Genomic DNA, 15,906 nt, shown 5'->3' on the forward strand with positions numbered 1-15,906 from the left:
ACCGCATTCAGCACGCGGAGGACGACCGCCCGCCGCTTACCGCCGGCACCGCGTCACCAACGTCCGTTCCTCATACAACTAGCGCGCGCGAACGACTACCGACCGGACCACCATGTCGTGCCAGCACTGGTGCTTCGAGTCCCAGAGCGGCCAGAGATAGTTGAGGAAGCAGGCGCCACCCAGGATCGCCATCATGATCCAACGAAGCAGCGCCATCACCGGGCCGAGAGGCACACCGTCGGACTCCCGAATCACCGAAATTCCCAGCCACTTCTTGCCGAGCGTCTGTCCGGTGTTCCCTTGCCTGAAGACGAGATTCCACACCTCGATCAAGAAGATCGCCAGTATGCCGACGACCATGACGATCACCCCGACCGGATTACCGCCTTCAGCGCTCACGCTGCCGTCGTCGTATGTGGTCACTTCGGATCCGGAGAACGCGATCACTGCTCCGATGCCCGCGAGGATGACGCCGGGGAGCGGAACGACAAAGCCGTCGAGGATTGACGCAAACACCCGAGAGATCCAGCTTGCGTACGGATAGGCGGGCGTCGGCGGCTGATAACCCTGCGGCGGCATCGGCGGCATCTGCCCGTACGGCGGCTGATTCTGCGATGGTTGGCCTGGTCCCCAGTTCTGATCCGACATCGAGGTCTCTCCTGTTCAGGCACGTGTTCGCCGAACTCAGGATAAACCGCACATACGCAAGAATTGGGAACTAACGACAAGAGCCCCACATCCGGATTTCGGGGTGTGGGGCTCTTGGCTGAGCTGCCTGAGAGAATCGAACTCTCGACCTTTTCATTACGAGTGAAATGCTCTACCGACTGAGCTAAGGCAGCGTGCCTTTCGGCGGTGGCGAGTCTATCTGGTCAACCCCCGGATCGCGAAAACGGGGGTCGGAAAGCGGCTCCGATGGAGGCAACCATCGCATCGAGCGCCCACTGCAACTTGACGTTGAAGTCGACGGCCTCGCGGCATTCGAGCACCGCTTCGATGCACTTGAGCAACCCCTCCGGGGACGTTCGTGCAGCCAACTCGGCGGCCTGCCGAGCCATGTCGGGATGGGTCGCCGTCGACGTCGACCCCAGCGAATAGGAAAGCGCGTCCCGGTACATGCCGGCCAGGTCGATCAGCGTCCGGTCGAGAAGATCGCGGCGGGCCCGGGTGTCGCGCGATTTCTGGCGTGCTTCGAGGTCCTTGATCAGACCAGCCGATCCGCGCAGAGTCCCGGCTGTTCCCTTGCCGGTTCCACCGCCACCCAAGGAGACCTTGAGCTCCTCGAGTTCCTGTTCCTTGAGTTCGGCGTAGAACGCCTTGGTGTCAGCCTCGATCGACTTCACCAAGTTCTCTGCGGCCTTGTACGCCGTCGAAGCACCGATCGCGTCTGCGGCCAGCCGAAGCGAACGCTGACGCTCGTCCCGCGCGCTCTCGTCGGTGGCGAGGCGCCGCGCCCGACCGACATGTCCGCCGCTGATCGATGCGGCGATTCTCGCTCGCTCCGGATCCAGCCCGTCGCGGTCGATCAGTACCTGAGCGATCGATTCGACGGACGGCGTCACCAACGGCATGTGCCTACACCGCGAACGGAGGGTGACAGACATGTCTTCCGGATCGGTCGTCGGCGCGCAGAGCAGGATGACCGTGCGGTCCGGTGGCTCCTCGACAACCTTCAGCAGGGCGTTGGCTGCGCCTTCGGTCAAACGATCGGCATCCTCGACCACGATGACCTGCCACCGCCCCGTCGTCGGCCGACGCGAAGCGATGTTGACTATCTCGCGCATGCCTTTGACGCTGATGCTCAGGCCGTCGGGGATGATCCGTCGTACGTCACCGTGGGTTCCACCCATCGTCGTCGTACACGCATGACACTCACCGCACCCTGGTGCACCGTCGGAGGTGCATTGCAGGGCTGCGGCGAAGCAGAGAGCAGCAACCGAACGACCAGAGCCGGGTGGCCCGGTGAAGAGCCACGCGTGGGTCATCTCCGAGCCGCTGGAATCGCCACGAGCCGACAGCGCAGCATCACGCAGGCTCTGCTCGACGTCGTGCTGACCCACCAGCCGACCGAACACACCTCGTTCGGCCACTTCAGTACTCATGCAAAAACCCTAACCGTCGGCACCGACGAAGCCTTACGAGTCCTTCTTCGCGGGAGCCTTCTTGGCGGCAGCCTTCTTGGCCGGGGCCTTTTTTGCGGCTGTTTTCTTGGCAGCGGCCTTCTTTGCCGGAGCCTTCTTGGCAGCAGCCTTCTTCTTGACCGGGCCGCGCGCACGACGATCAGCCAGCAACTCCGACGCACGAGCATCGGAAATGGATTCGACGTCGTCGTCCTTGCGGAGGCTGGCGTTGGTCTCGCCGTCGGTGACGTACGGACCGAAACGGCCGTCCTTGATCACCATCGGCTTCTCGCTGACCGGATCGACGCCCAACTCACGCAACGGAGGCGTTGCCGACGCCTGACGCCCACGACGCTTCGGCTCGGCGTAGATCTTGAGGGCCTCGTCGAGCGTGACGGTGAACATCTGCTCTTCGTTGGCGAGCGAGCGTGAATCCGTGCCCTTCTTCAGGTACGGGCCGTAACGGCCGTTCTGCGCGGTGATCTCTTCCTTGGATTCGGGGTCGACACCCACGACGCGCGGAAGCGACAGCAGACGAAGCGCATCTTCCAAGGTGATCGTCGCCAAATCCATGGACTTGAGCAGCGATCCCGTCCGCGGCTTGGGGCCCGCGACCTTCTTGGCAGCCTTCTTCGCGGGCGCCTTCTTGGCTGCGGCCTTCTTCACCGCAGTCTTTGTACTGCCCGAACTGATTTCTTCCGGCTCGGGAGCGGAGACGGGAACGATGTCCGGTTCCGGCTCGGCCGGCGGTTCGGGCAGGATCTCGGTCACGTAGGGACCGAAGCGGCCTTCCTTCGCGACGATCTCGTGGCCCGTCAGTGGGTCGACGCCCAGCTTGCGGCCCTCTTGAGGCGTCGAGAACAGCTTCTCGGCGTACTCGGGAGTGAGCTCGTCCGGCGGCAGGTCGTCGGGAAGATTTGCCCGCTGCGAGATCAGATCGCCTTCGGGATCGTCCGGGTTCTGAACCATGCGCTCGAGATACGGGCCGAACCGGCCGACGCGGACGTGAACCTCGCGACCCTCGGCGTCGTCGAAGAGACGGATGGAGTTGACCTCGCGAGCGTCGATCTCCTCGAGGTTGACACCGACCATCTTCTTCAGCCCGCCCTCGCGGGCGACCGAACCCTCTGCGCCTGTCTCGCCGCCGAAGTAGAAGCTGCTCAGCCAGTTGCCACGCTGCTCACGGCCGCCGGCGATCGCGTCGAGATCGTCTTCCATTCCTGCCGTGAAGTCGAAGTCGACCAGCCGGCCGAAGTGCACCTCGAGCAGTCCGATGACGGCAAACGCCACCCAGGACGGAACCAGCGCGCTGCCACGTTTGTAGACGTATCCGCGATCGAGGATGGTCTTGATGATCGACGAGTAGGTCGAAGGACGACCGATGCCGAGTTCTTCGAGCGTCTTGATCAGGCTGGCTTCTGTGTAGCGAGCGGGCGGGTTGGTGCTGTGCCCGTCCGGATCGAGCTTGGTGGCCGTGACTTCCTGGCCCTTGACCAGTACCGGAAGCCTGGATTCGGCGTCGTCGGACTGACCGCCGGCTTCTTCGTCGACACTTTCGACGTAAGCCTTGAGGAAGCCGGCGAACACGATGGTGCGACCCGAAGCGGAGAACGTGCAGTCCTCGCCGGTGCCTGCCGTGCCGGAGATGCGGAGCGTCAGCGTCGTACCGCGGGCGTCGGCCATCTGTGAAGCGACGGTCCGCTGCCAGATCAGTTCGTACAGCTTGAACTCGTCGGAATCGAGCTTGGAGTGCAGCTGACCCGGGGTCTGGAACACGTCGCCGGCGGGGCGGATCGCCTCGTGCGCTTCCTGCGCGTTCTTGACCTTGCGGGTGTACTGACGCGGCGTCGGATGCACGTATTCCGGACCGTACAACTCGGTGGCCTGCGCTCGAGCGGCTGCAATCGCCGACTCCGAGAGCGTCGTCGAGTCGGTACGCATGTAGGTGATGTAGCCGTTTTCGTACAGACGCTGCGCGATACGCATGGCGCGCTCGGACGTGAAACGAAGTTTGCGTCCGGCTTCCTGCTGGAGAGTCGACGTCATGAACGGCGGGTAAGGCTTGCGCGTGTATGGCTTGTCCTCGGCGGAGGAAACCGTGAGGTCGACGCCCTGCAACGCTTCCGCCAGACGACGCGCGTATGCCTCGTCGAGCACGGTGACCGCGCTGCCCTTGAGCTTTCCGTCAGCTCCGAAATCGCGACCGGAGGCGACACGCGAACCGTCGACGGAGACCAGGCGAGCACCGAAACTACGCGGGCTGGCCTCTGCACCGGCGTCGAGCGTCGCGGAAATGTCCCAGTACGACGCCGACTTGAACGCCATGCGCTCGCGTTCACGCTGGACGATGACGCGAGTGGCCACCGACTGGACGCGGCCGGCCGAGAGCTTCGGCATGACCTTCTTCCAGAGAACCGGGCTGACCTCGTAACCGTAGAGACGGTCGAGGATGCGGCGGGTTTCCTGAGCATCAACGAGGTCGGTGTCGAGTTCGCGGGTGTCTTCGGCGGCAGCACGGATTGCCGGCTCGGTGATCTCGTGGAAGACCATTCGACGAACCGGAATCTTGGGCTTGAGAGTCTCGAGGAGATGCCAGGCGATTGCCTCGCCCTCGCGGTCGGGGTCAGTTGCGAGGAAGAGCTCGTCGGCGTCCTTCAACAGAGACTTGAGTTCGGCGACCTTGCCCTTCTTTTCCGGGCTCACGACATAGAGCGGCTCGAAGTCGTGATCGACGTTGACGCCGAGACGGGCCCATGACTCGCCCTTGTACTTGGCCGGAACGTCTGCTGCGCCTCGCGGCAGGTCGCGAATGTGACCGACCGATGCCTCTACGACGTAGTCCTTACCGAGGTAGGGAGCGATTTTGCGCGCCTTGGTCGGTGACTCGACGATCACGAGGCGACGAGGGTTACCGGACGCTCCCTGACCGCTGCCGTTGTCCGCTTTAGCCACCTGCTGCCCGAGCCTTCCTTTGGACGTTCACTGCCGTCGGCAGATCTTCAGAACTAGACGTGTGGAGCAAGTTATACCCCGTGTCTCTCTTTACAGAGTGACATACCCGCAAGACATTCGTGCAGATCAGTACAGTATGGGCTCCGTCGGACACGCGGCATGAGCACCGTCGGACACGCGGCATGAGCACCGTCGGACGCGAGGCAAGAGCACTGTCAGACGTGCGGCCAGGCGACCGAAGTGTCGACGTGTTTCGGCGCCTCACCGAGGTATTCGACGAGCTTTGTCAGTCTCTTCTTTCCCGACACACGGAGCCCCGGGCCCGGTGTCCGGTTACCCAGTTGAGTCGGCGCGATACCAACCCGCATCAAGGCCTGAGCCAGCGGTGCGTGCGTCTCCTTGGCATGGGGGTCGAGGCCGAAAACGAATCGCTCGCCGCCTTCTTCGAGCCTGCCGGCCGCGACGGCCCACACCCGGAGTTGGCGGGAGTTCGGTACCCAACCGACCGGCACCGCCTTCACAGCTCCCTTGGTCCACTGCACGGACAGCGGAAGGAGTGCGGGCGTCGACTGCGTGCGGACCAATGGGCTGCCTTCTTCACTACGCGTCACCTCGGCCCCGAGTCCGCACTGCGCGATCAACTCGGCAACGGCCTGCGCTCTCCAGTCCCGATCCACGACGATCGAGATCCGGGCACGGTCCTCCGAGGTCACGACCTGACCCGGTCCGGCCAGCATTCCGGCGAGGTCCGTCACGGCAGGTGGAATCGACTCGGCAGAGAAAAAGGACAGTTGGCTCACAGAGTGAAACGTAAGCCACGAAGGTACTGACGGCATAGACGACCGGCCGTGGTCGAACAGCTGCGTGCATTACCTCGGACAGAGAAAGACTGGCTCAGCCCGAAAAGATTTGTCCCCCACCGCACGGATGCGATGGGGGACAAATACTGTCCGAACTAATCGCTCAGCGAGTGAGCGGAAAAATCAGACCGCGCGAACGCCGGTAGCCTGGGGACCCTTGGTGCCCTGGCCGACCTCGAACTCCACACGCTGGTTCTCCTCGAGGGTACGGAAGCCGTTGCCCTGAATTTCGGAGTAGTGAACGAAGACGTCTGCGGAACCGTCTTCGGGAGCGATGAAGCCGAAGCCCTTTTCAGCGTTGAACCACTTCACAGTGCCCTGTGCCATGCTTTTCCTTCTCTTTCTAACACCGGATTCGGTGAACAGCCCTTACAGTCCACCGGGCCGGTTCCGACCGCTGTACGTCTTTATTTCCCCCTCAGGAAAGGCAGAGCACCGCGCCCGCAACAACGATCCTGCGAGCGTGCACTTTCTCAAGCCTACGAACACAGAAGCTGCGACCGATTGTCAGTCAACCATGTTCTCCGCGTGCACAACAGTCGAAAAGGGAACTAAAAACGTTAAAAGTTCGCTACGAGAAAAACGGCCCACGATCGTGGCTTCCCGCTTGCGCGCCGACCACCCGGTTCCACCAAGACCGCCGGCCGTTGCGTATCATCAAAACTGCAGGTAGCGACAGTTTCCGATTGCCGCCACACCCCAACGCCGAGCCCGGAGAGTCACGTGAACGCACCTTCCCCGATCCCCGCCCCGGGAGGGAAGCCTGGCGACACCTACGGGCAGATGCTGCTCGATCGCGTCGTCGCCGGGGTCAGTGGAAGCGAAAAACCACTGATGTTCACCGCGCAGTTGCCTGCTCGCGTAGCCGAGTTCACCGAATGGCCGGAGTGGGTGCACCCCAGCGTCGTACGCGCGCTCGCCGAGCACAGCGTGCGGTCCCCGTGGATCCACCAGAGTGAGGCCGCCGACCTTGCTCACGAGGGAAAACACGTGGTCGTGGCCACCGGTACGGCGTCGGGTAAGTCACTGGCATACCAACTCCCGGTGCTGACGGCCATGGCGACCGATCCGCTCGCAACTGCCCTGTACCTCTCCCCCACCAAAGCGCTGGGCTCGGATCAACTGCGAGCAGTGCTGTCCCTCACCGACTTCGACGTCGAACTTCGCAGCACGAACGCCAGTGCGTACGACGGCGACACCTCGCAGGAACTCCGCACCTGGGCACGCGAGAACTCACGCTGGCTCTTCACCAACCCCGACATGATCCACATTTCGCTGCTCCGCACCCATCAGCGATGGGCGCACTTCTTCCGCAACCTGAAATACGTGATCATCGACGAATGCCACTCCTACAGGGGAGTCTTCGGATCCAACGTCGCGCTCGTGATCCGGCGACTTCGCAGGATTGCAGCGCGCTACGGCGCCGAACCTACCTTCATCCTGGCCAGCGCGACCACGGCAGATCCCGGCGCAGCGGCCTCGCGGCTCATCGGCGCACACTGCACCGAGGTCACGGAAGACGGATCGCCGCACGGCCCACGCACCGTCGCACTGTGGGAGCCGCCGCTACTCGAGGCATTGACCGGCGAAAACGGTAGCCCGGTACGACGTCCCGCGGGCGCGGAAGCAGCGCGGATCATGGCTGACCTCATGATCGAGGGCGCCCGTACTCTCACCTTCGTCCGCTCCCGCCGCGGTGCCGAACTGACCGCGATGGCCACCAAACGTCTACTCGCCGAGGTGGACCCGGACCTCGCCGAGCGAGTCGCGTCGTATCGCGCCGGATATCTGGCCGAGGACCGTCGCGAACTGGAAGCTGCGCTCGCCGACGGCACGCTGCTGGGCGCAGCCACCACCAACGCGCTGGAGCTCGGCGTCGACATCGCAGGCCTCGACGCCGTTGTCGTGGCAGGCTTCCCGGGGACCGTTGCCTCGTTCTGGCAGCAGGCCGGTCGCTCCGGGCGACGCGGCGAGGGTTCACTCGTCGTGTTGATCGCCCGCGACGATCCACTCGACACCTACCTCGTTCACCATCCGTCGGCGGTACTCGACAAACCCGTCGAGGCGACGGTGACAGATCCCGGAAATCCGTACGTCCTGGGACCACAACTTCTCTGCGCTGCAATGGAACTCCCACTTTCCGATGCCGAGGTCGACGCTTTCGGGGCTCTCGAGGTTCTGACCAGGCTGTCGGAGGAAGGCAAGATCCGGCGCCGAAAGCACGGATGGTTCGTCACCGCCGATTCGAACCCCCACGGCTCTTTGGACATTCGCGGCGGTATCGGAACTCAGGTGGCCATTGTCGACGGTGAATCCGGCCGGATGCTGGGTACTGTTGACGCGGGCCGCGCTCCCGCCACAGTTCATCCCGGTGCCGTGCACATCCATCAAGGCGAGACCTACGTCGTCGACGAATTGGACCTCGACGTCGGACTCGCATTGGTGCACACCGAGAATCCGGACTGGACCACCTCGGCCCGCGAGACCACCGAAATCACGATCACCGAACAACTCGAGCACAAGAACTACGGCGACATCGCCGTCGCTCTCGTCCAGGTCGAGGTGACACATCAAGTCGTCGGGTACCTACGACGGTTGACTTCGGGTGAAGTCCTCGACTCGATCGAACTCGACATGCCCGCACACACTTTGCCCACCAGGGCAGTGATGTACACGGTCACGCCGGAACTACTCGAATCCATCGGGGTGCCGCCCGAACGGTTCCCCGGATCACTGCATGCCGCCGAACATGCCGCGATCGGCCTGCTGCCGCTGGTGGCAATCTGCGACCGCGGAGACATCGGCGGAGTATCGACGGCCATGCACGCCGACACCGGACTCCCGACTGTCTTCGTCTACGACGGTCACGCCGGCGGCGCCGGGTTCGCCGACCGGGGGCACAGCGAACTGTCACGGTGGCTCACCGCGACGCGCGACGCCATACTCTCCTGCGAGTGCGCTCACGGATGCCCGTCCTGCGTCTATTCACCCAAGTGCGGCAACGGAAACGACCCACTCGACAAAGACGGCGCGGTCAAGGTTCTGACCGCCGTCATCGATACGATCAGCTGAGACACGATCAGCCGATCGGACCCGCACGAGCGTAGGCCTGCGCATCGCCGATCCCGAAGCCCGACAACAACACCGGTGCACGTATCTCGACAACTACATCCCACCCCTGCACCTCACATTCCGCGAGCACCGTACGCATACGCTCCGCGATCGCCGCGGACTTCGCACACGCAGACGCCTCACCTCCGTCCAAGGCGCCCGCACCGCCGAGAGCCGAAAGATCAGCGGCCGACTGAGCAGTGTGCCGGGCCACCACCGCGGACCCGACATGCAGCATCCCACCAGTCACCATCACGATCGCTGCCAGAACGCAGCACGCCAGAACCGTCGCAACACCTTCGTCGTCACGTAGGTTCACCCCTCTTCCACCCCTGACTCCACAGCTGCCACAGCCTCGGAAGAAATGTCGACCAACGGCAGCAACGTACTCTCGGCGCTGACAACGGCAACGGCAAAGCCGTCAACGATCTCCACCGAGATCGACGCATCTTGGGGTGCGATCCGGCGGGCCGTGGCGACCGCAGACTCACGATCACCACGTGCCACCAACCGCGCGGCCTCACGAGCGGCGTCGACACACCGAACCTGCATCGACACCGCGAGGACACCACCGATACACAGCACGACCACCGTGACGATCGAAGCCAGAGCAATCGCAGCCTCGACCGTCACGGCGCCGTCGTCGGCTTGCCGAATACCTCTCGTGGACAACATCACACAGCTGTCTTGAGCGCCTTGTCGATGATGCCCGTCAGCGCCGAGACAATGGAGTCGCCGGTGACAACCGTGTACAGGACGGCACCGAATGCGGCAGCCGCAATCGTGCCGATCGCATACTCCGCGGTAGACATACCGTCGTCCTCCGTTACCAACAGCGCAAATCTGGCCGACATCGTCCTGAACGTCTTCGAAATCATTTTTCCCCCTTCAATCAAAACCTGTGGCAGCAGTTCTGCCGCAGGAGCTTTCACACGGATCCGGCTCACAACAGGCCGTTACCGAGCACAGTCGTGGCAAGCCCGATCACCACCGGGACGATGCCCAGGGCGATGAACGCCGGCAGGAAACACAGTCCGAGTGGACCGCTGATCAGCACTCCCGCACGTTCGGCCGCGGCAGCAGCCAGATCCTCGGCGTCACCTCGACTGCGCTCGGCGAGTTCTGCCATGGACGAGGACAGCGACGAACCCGAACGGGCGGAACGCCGAGCCATTCTGGCCAGCGCCTCGGTATCGGGATCGAGCGCGGCTTCGCTCCACGCAGCGTCAGGGTCGGCACCGAGCGTGAGAAGGTCGGCGACGCGACTGAGCGTGTCGGCCATCGGTTTCGGTGCCGTCGACGCCATCGCTGTGATCGCGGCGGAGACGGGAAGCCCCGCTCGCAGGCAGGCCCCGAGAAGGTCGAGACTTGCGGCAACCGCGAGTGGATCCGGCTTGTCCGGGGCTGAAACCGAATTTTCTGTTGTTGTGTCCGCGAACAGAATTTCTGCCGCCCTGGCCGAAGCGCCGCGGCGAGCGGGAATGATCGCGAGCGCCAACGCGATCATCGCCACGGATGCCCAACTCACGACGTGACCTTCGCAGTTATCCGGTCGGTCCAGAGCAAACCAGCTGAGACACAGGCAGTTCCGATCACGAGCAGCACGCCGCCGAGCCCACCGCCGAACAGCACGCGCAGAGGCGACGCCCCCATCAACTGGCCGAGGCCGATCCCCAGCAGCGGTAGAAAAGCCAGCACCGCAGCCGTCGCCCGAGCGCCCGCCAACCCGGCCTCGGTGCGCTGACGAAAGCGTCTACGCCCCAACATGTCCGTCCGGACCGCGCCGAGTAGTTCAGCCAGAGCCAGACCGTGTTGGTCTGCGACCCGCCAGACGGATCCGATACGGAAGAACTCACGCTCGATGCACGAATCCGGTACCGCGAAGGCCGCCGCGGCAGAACCACCGAGACGCGCCCTGGCCCCAGCGGACCGGAACACCGCACTTACTTCGCCGGTACATTCCTCGCCTGCAACAGAACTGGCAACTGCAGGATGCGCGCCGACGCTCAGCTCGGCGATCAGCACCTCCAGACCGGAGAGCAGCATCTTCTGTGAGAGGTCCCGGTTTTCGGCCGCCTTCACGCGGCGCCCACGAAAGATCAAGGTTCCGGCGAGGACAACCGCCGCGCATCCTGCCGACAAGCCTCCGAGAACCCATGCAGCCGACACCGCGAAAAATGCGGCGACCAACTGCCACGGAATCTGCCGGGAGGGCTTGCGGATGCTCGGGGCGTACGTAGCGAGCCGAGCACGTGAATCCCGCACCGGCGCAATCGAGACCGCCAACGCGAGGACCAGGAAGGAAACTGTCACGTCCCGACCTCTCGATTGCGAAGCCGGAACATCCGCTCGAGCCGCTCACGACCCGAACCGCCGTCCGGCCATGCCTGCATGATTTGTACGTATCCGTCCGCACCGCGGTCGATGACGCCGATCTGTTCGAGACGCCTCGATCCGTCGGCCAACCGGTGCACGTGCAGGATCACTTGAACTGCCGCGGCAAGTTGACTGTGCAACGCGTGGCGATCCATACCGCCGAGCGCAGCCAACGCCTCGAGTCTGGCCGGCACCTCTTCAGGCGAATTGGCGTGAACGGTGCCGGCGCCGCCGTCGTGGCCGGTGTTCATCGCCGTGAGCAGATCCGTCACCTCTGCACCGCGGACCTCACCGACGACGATGCGATCGGGACGCATCCGCAGTGCCTGCCGAACCAGATCGCGCACCGTCACCTCTCCGACGCCCTCGACGTTGGGAGCCCTGGCGACGAGGCGGACGACGTGCGGATGCGGCGGCGCTAGTTCGGCCGCGTCCTCGACGCAGACGATTCGCTCGCGCGGGTCGACGGCGCCGAGCATGGCGGACAACAACGTGGTCTTTCCCGCGCCGGTCCCGCCGATCACCAGGAAGGCCAAGCGGCACGAGATGATGCGATCGAGGAGTTCGCGCGCGTCCGGTTCCACGGCGCCGTGAGCACACAGCGCGTCGAGACCCTGTGTTGCGGGCCGCAGCACTCGCAGTGACACGCAGGTTCCGCCCTGGGCCACCGGTGCGAGTACGGCATGAAGTCGTACCCCGAAGTGCCCGTCGCCGACGCCCCGCAGGCGGCCGTCGACCCACGGTTGGGCGTCGTCGAGGCGTCGACCTGCCGACAGTGCCAACCGCTGCGCCAGTCGACGCACGGCTGCCTCGTCGGTGAACCGGACCCCTGACCTTTCGAGGCCGACCCCGCGGTCCACCCAGACCTGATCCGGCGCGGTCACCAGTACGTCGGCGACACCGGGTTCGTGCAGCAGTGGTTCGAGCGGCCCTGCGCCTGTCAGTTCCGTCTGGAGCACCCTGACGACCTCCAACAGATCCGTGTCCGCCAGAACGCCGGAGGACTCGGCTCGCACGGCGTCGGCAACGGTGGCCGCCGTCGGCTCGGCGACCGACGACGCCGTCAGCCGCTCGCGAACTCGGTCGAGCAGTTCTGTCGTGACCAACGCGCTCATGCCGCAGCCCTGCGCGGGCGTGCGCCGGATTCGACGGCGTCGAGTACCGCTGTTGCCACCGCACTCAGCGGACAACCTCGGGTCAATTCGAGGCCACCGCGCTCGAGCATCGGCGCCAGCGAGCGGTGGCCGCGCATCACGGCCGTCAGCGGCAGGCCGAGCATGTCTGCCACATCGGCGCCGCGTAGGCCTCCCGGCGCCGGCCCACGCACGACGAGCCCGACATTGGAGTTGTGTCGCACCACCCAGGCTCCGACCTTCTCGGCAGCGACGCACGCAGCCACGGTGGCCGGAACCACCACGAGAACCAAATCCGACATCTCCAACGCGGCCTGACCTACCTCGCTGGGATGACGTGGCACGTCGCAGACCACGAGTCCGCCGGAACTGCGACCTGCGTCCAGCACGGCGCGAACGGCGGTCACTGTCGGACCGTCGATCTCGCGGCGACTGCTCGCCAGAACCCTCAAGAACTTTCCCTTTGCCGGCAGGGCATCGCGCAGCGCATCCGGGGCCAACCGCCCGCCCTCGACGGTCAGTGCACCCCAACGCAATCCGGGGGTCGTCTCGATGCCCAACAGCACATCAGCGCCGGAGCCGAGGGCGTCGACGTCCACCAGTAACGTCGGGACGTGACGTGCCGCCGACGTCAACGCGACAGCCGCCGCAGTTGCCGAGGCTCCGCCGCCGCCACAACCACCCACCACGCTCACGACGGTGCCGTCACCACTCACGTCTACGTGGTCGGCCAGAACTGCGACCAACGCGTTCTCCTCTTCCGGCAGGGACAGAACGCTGTCGGCTCCGATCGCGGTGGCGCTCTTCCAGTCGTCGACGGTCGGTGTGCCGTCGCACACGAGGAACACTCGCGTTCGTTTAGGGGAACGAGCCAGAGCATCCCGCGCAGCCGACGCGTCCAATACGACCGCCGAGGCCCGGTTCCACTGTTGCCGGGAAACGGGATGCTCGGCCTCGTCCAGACGGCGGTCCACCGCGGCAGCGACGCGTCGCACGCTCGCGAGGACCTTCGCGTCGTCGACGAGAACCAGAATGGGAGCCCCGGTTTCCCGAGAGTTGATCGTCGTGTTCATGACTGCAGAGCCTGAACGAGCACCGGCACCGAAAACAGTGGGTCGAGAGAGCCTGTGGACAACTGGGAAGTTGTGGAGAAACAGGCCTGAGACAGAGGACGACCCCCGCCAATGGGGGGAGGAGGCGGGGGCCGTCTGAGTTCAGCCCCGGGGGGTCGGGCTGAACTAGTTCGAACGAATCGAACAGCAACGATCTTACACCCGCCATTGGCGAGAAATGCAAGCCTGAGCTGCACTGAACTGCTGTTTTTCGCCGAAAGAGGACGCTTGCCGAGGAGCACACGAACCGCCTGTCGGACTATCCTCATTCCTGTGACCGACAAGCCTGCGAACGGACTGAATACCGGGCGGACAGCCGCTTTCTTCGATTTGGACAAAACGATCATCGCGAAGTCGAGCACCCTGGCGTTCAGCAAGCCATTCTTCGCCCAGGGTCTGATCAATCGACGCTCGGTTCTCAAGAGCAGCTATGCGCAATTCCTGTTTCTTCTGTCCGGCGCCGATCACGATCAGATGGAGCGCATGCGCGAGCACCTGACGGCGATGTGCGCGGGCTGGGACGTGGAACAGGTGAAGGCCATCGTCGCGGAGACTCTGCACGACATCGTCGACCCACTCGTCTTTGCCGAGGCGGCCGATCTGATCGCCGATCACAAGCTGCGTGGACACGACGTCATCGTGGTGTCGGCGTCGGGCGAGGAGATCGTCGCTCCGATCGCCCGCGCCCTCGGCGCCACCCATTCCGTGGCGACGTCGATGAGGGAAGAAGACGGCCACTACACCGGCGAGGTCGACTTCTACTGCTACGGTCCGGGCAAGGTCGAGGCGATGGAAAAACTCGCCGCGGAATACGGCTACGACCTCGCCGCCAGTTACGCCTACTCCGACTCGGTGACCGATTTGCCCATGCTCGAGGCGGTCGGACATCCCACCGCAGTCAACCCCGATCGTGCATTACGCAAGGAAGCGGCCGTAAACGGTTGGCCCATACTGACTTTCTCGAACCCGGTCTCGCTTCGCGCGCGATTGTCAGCCCAGTCCACGACGACGGTCGCCACAACTGCAGCGGTGGGAATCGCAGCTCTGGTGGCCGGCGCCATGACCTTCGGGCTACTGCGTCGGAAACGCTGAAATCCAATGCCCACAAACAAAAATTGGTACTTGCTGTGAGCCCGGACACAGGGTACAAAGGAGTTACGGAAGAACGGAAGGCCAGGAACGGCTCGGAAGAGAAGGACCGTTTCCCCAACCGAAATTCCTAGCACGGGCACTAGGGCACCCACGCGGAGCACAAGCCACTATAAGGGCAGAAGCGTTGTGGGCCTGCGAGATTCGTTCAATTTGAGCGAGGACCCCGCACCGGTTGCGGGGACGACCTCAGAAAGTGCGATCCCTCGCCGAGGCCACCCACACAACCCACCGAGCACGCTTGGTAACGAGTAGTCCGTGCTGACGGGCGGCGAAGTCGATTTATCGGCAGCGCCGCCCGTTCGTTATGTGCCGGCCCCGCCCTGTTGCAGACTATCCAGTCGCCGCGTCGGCGATCGAAGTCGCTTCTCGCGCACCGGCTTCGAGAGCTCCGCAGCACAAGATCACCCAACTGCCGACACCCGCCGGATTTCCCGAAGCGAATCCAGCCGCGCCGTCCGTGTACGCCTGCGGCCGCCGAAGCCAACTGACCTCGGGGACTCCCAGATTGTGCGGATCCAACCCGGACGAGACCGCAACCAGACGCGAAGCCGCACGTGCAACAATGCCGTCAGCGGTGCCGAACGGGCTCAGCGCCAAGAGCTCTCCGTGTACGACGGCCGCCAGAACCGGCGCCGGCGCACTGGTTCCGCCGGTAACGAGTTGCGCGAGAGCGTCCAACCGCTCCCCCACTCCGCGATCCGACCGTGGCCGCCCCAGTTGATCCGCGTCCTCGACGAGGTCTGCCGCGGCCAGCAGGTGCAGCCGGGCCAAAGCCTGCAGCGGGGCGCGCTTCCACGTCGACTCCATGAGCGGAAGACTGTCGCCGTCCAGTGCCTGAGCCACGCGCAGAGCACCCGCGAGAATCGGATCACCGGCCATGCCCTCGGCCGGCAATTCGGTGGTGCCACCGGCCAGCGATGCGGAAGCTCGCGCAGCGCGAACCGCGGCTTCGGCGGCAGTGGTGGGCCAACCGCGACGGTTGGTCTTGTGCCGATGAACCTCACCCAGAGCGTCGCGCGCATGATCGGCGGCGGCGCGTACGCCTGGAAGATCGACGAGGGGCTGCAAGGGGTCCGTCACGATCAACGAC

General features: G+C 64.4%; 15 protein-coding genes and 1 tRNA gene. 2 read left to right on the plus strand and 14 right to left on the minus strand.

Annotation, left to right across the window (positions count from 1 at the left end):
* Positions 1-78 precede the first annotated feature (78 nt).
* The 6 genes from AC2ETI_RS21565 to cspE form a co-directional block, all read right to left on the minus strand.
* Entirely contained in the window at positions 79-648 is a 570-nt protein-coding gene (locus AC2ETI_RS21565) for an RDD family protein (RefSeq protein WP_021342696.1), read from the minus strand.
* A gap of 121 nt (positions 649-769) precedes the next feature.
* A tRNA-Thr gene (locus AC2ETI_RS21570) sits at positions 770-842 on the minus strand.
* A 30-nt stretch (positions 843-872) separates the two neighbouring features.
* A complete protein-coding gene (locus AC2ETI_RS21575) occupies positions 873-2,102 on the minus strand; it encodes a DNA polymerase III subunit delta' (RefSeq protein WP_019746652.1) in 1,230 nt (409 codons plus the stop codon).
* A gap of 33 nt (positions 2,103-2,135) precedes the next feature.
* Positions 2,136-5,072, minus strand: coding sequence for a type I DNA topoisomerase (gene topA, locus AC2ETI_RS21580; RefSeq protein WP_019746651.1), 2,937 nt, complete (start codon positions 5,070-5,072; stop codon positions 2,136-2,138).
* Between the two features lie 215 nt (positions 5,073-5,287).
* The gene (locus tag AC2ETI_RS21585; RefSeq protein WP_003946106.1) at positions 5,288-5,872 is read right to left on the minus strand and encodes a hypothetical protein; all 585 of its coding nucleotides are present in this window, start codon (positions 5,870-5,872) and stop codon (positions 5,288-5,290) included.
* A 183-nt stretch (positions 5,873-6,055) separates the two neighbouring features.
* Entirely contained in the window at positions 6,056-6,259 is a 204-nt protein-coding gene (gene cspE, locus AC2ETI_RS21590) for a transcription antiterminator/RNA stability regulator CspE (RefSeq protein WP_003946117.1), read from the minus strand.
* 456 nt (positions 6,260-6,715) lie between these two features.
* Here cspE and AC2ETI_RS21595 point away from each other — a divergent pair, with 456 nt between their 5' ends.
* Complete coding sequence (locus AC2ETI_RS21595; protein WP_030535671.1) at positions 6,716-9,004, plus strand: DEAD/DEAH box helicase; 2,289 nt, start codon at positions 6,716-6,718, stop codon at positions 9,002-9,004.
* A 7-nt stretch (positions 9,005-9,011) separates the two neighbouring features.
* On the opposite strand, the gene AC2ETI_RS21600 is transcribed toward AC2ETI_RS21595, so the two are convergent.
* From AC2ETI_RS21600 to ssd, 7 genes are all read right to left on the minus strand, one after another.
* Complete coding sequence (locus AC2ETI_RS21600; RefSeq protein ID WP_019746648.1) at positions 9,012-9,362, minus strand: Rv3654c family TadE-like protein; 351 nt, start codon at positions 9,360-9,362, stop codon at positions 9,012-9,014.
* Positions 9,359-9,718, minus strand: coding sequence for a TadE family type IV pilus minor pilin (locus AC2ETI_RS21605; protein WP_020968274.1), 360 nt, complete (start codon positions 9,716-9,718; stop codon positions 9,359-9,361). The genes AC2ETI_RS21600 and AC2ETI_RS21605 overlap by 4 nt, the downstream gene beginning before the upstream one ends.
* A complete protein-coding gene (locus tag AC2ETI_RS21610; protein WP_020905984.1) occupies positions 9,718-9,921 on the minus strand; it encodes a DUF4244 domain-containing protein in 204 nt (67 codons plus the stop codon). Before AC2ETI_RS21610 ends, AC2ETI_RS21605 begins: the two co-directional genes overlap by 1 nt.
* A gap of 65 nt (positions 9,922-9,986) precedes the next feature.
* Complete coding sequence (locus AC2ETI_RS21615) at positions 9,987-10,571, minus strand: type II secretion system F family protein (RefSeq protein WP_019746645.1); 585 nt, start codon at positions 10,569-10,571, stop codon at positions 9,987-9,989.
* A complete protein-coding gene (locus tag AC2ETI_RS21620) occupies positions 10,568-11,356 on the minus strand; it encodes a type II secretion system F family protein (protein ID WP_019746644.1) in 789 nt (262 codons plus the stop codon). Before AC2ETI_RS21620 ends, AC2ETI_RS21615 begins: the two co-directional genes overlap by 4 nt.
* Positions 11,353-12,534 carry a TadA family conjugal transfer-associated ATPase gene (locus AC2ETI_RS21625; RefSeq protein ID WP_092765749.1) on the minus strand — a complete coding sequence of 394 codons (1,182 nt, stop codon included), beginning with the start codon at positions 12,532-12,534 and terminating at the stop codon, positions 11,353-11,355. Before AC2ETI_RS21625 ends, AC2ETI_RS21620 begins: the two co-directional genes overlap by 4 nt.
* Complete coding sequence (gene ssd, locus AC2ETI_RS21630) at positions 12,531-13,625, minus strand: septum site-determining protein Ssd (protein ID WP_019746642.1); 1,095 nt, start codon at positions 13,623-13,625, stop codon at positions 12,531-12,533. Before ssd ends, AC2ETI_RS21625 begins: the two co-directional genes overlap by 4 nt.
* Positions 13,626-13,937: 312 nt before the next feature.
* Between ssd and AC2ETI_RS21635 the strand changes: the two genes are divergently transcribed.
* Positions 13,938-14,756, plus strand: a complete 819-nt coding sequence (locus AC2ETI_RS21635; protein WP_019746641.1) for an HAD-IB family hydrolase — start codon at positions 13,938-13,940, stop codon at positions 14,754-14,756.
* Between the two features lie 390 nt (positions 14,757-15,146).
* Here the strand turns inward: AC2ETI_RS21635 and AC2ETI_RS21640 are convergent, their stop codons facing one another.
* On the minus strand, positions 15,147-15,896 hold the full coding sequence (locus AC2ETI_RS21640) for a Fic family protein (protein ID WP_020905979.1): 750 nt from the start codon (positions 15,894-15,896) through the stop codon (positions 15,147-15,149).
* Between the last annotated feature and the right edge of the window lie 10 nt (positions 15,897-15,906).

It is taken from the genome of Rhodococcus sp. MurmanLake-1, assembly GCF_056945715.1.